Source organism: Streptomyces sp. NPDC093109 (assembly GCF_040701725.1).
Classification (GTDB): domain Bacteria; phylum Actinomycetota; class Actinomycetes; order Streptomycetales; family Streptomycetaceae; genus Streptomyces.
Window position 1 is genome coordinate 9,310 of the sequence record NZ_JBFBEZ010000068.1, and the last position, 628, is coordinate 9,937.

The window sequence follows — 628 nt, forward strand, 5'->3', positions numbered from 1 at the left end:
GCTCCTGCTCCTGCTGCAGCTGCTCCTGCCGCTGCTGCTGCTCCTGCTGGAGCTGCTCCTGCCTCTTCTCCTGCTCGGCCTGCTTCTGCTCCTGCTCCTGCTGCAGCTGCTCCTGCCGCTGCTGCTGCTCCTGCTGGAGCTGCTCCTGCCTCTTCTCCTGCTCGGCCTGCTTCTGCTCCTGCTTCTCTTCCTGCTCCTGCTGCTTCTGCTCCTGCTTCTGCTCCTGCTCAGCCTGCTTCGATTCGTACTCGCTCTCGGTCTGGATGCGCCTCTCTTCCTGCTCCTGCTGGAGCTGCTCCTGCTTCTTCTCCTGCTCAGCCTGCTTCTGCTCCTGCTCCTGCTGGAGCTGCTCCTGCTTGGCCTCCTGCTCGGCCTGCTTCGCTTCGGCTTCCTGCTCCGCCTCGGCCTGCTTCTGCTCGGCTTCCTGCTCCTTCTTCGCCTGTTCCTTCTTCTGCTCTTCGCGATCCGTCCGCGCCAAATTAGTGGCAACCAGCTGCTGTTCTTCCTGCCGCTTGTACTGCTCCTCCTGCTTCTGCTCCTGTTCCTGCTGGAGCTGCTCCTGCTTCTTCTCCTGCTCGGCCTGCTTCTGCTCCTGCTCCTGCTGGAGCTGCTCCTGCTTGGCCTCCTG

Annotated in this window: 1 protein-coding gene; it reads right to left on the reverse strand. The window is 62.9% G+C overall.

The window, feature by feature from the left end:
* The coding region (locus AB0389_RS36045; protein ID WP_366399796.1) for a hypothetical protein at window positions 1-628 on the reverse strand (628 nt) is incomplete at both ends.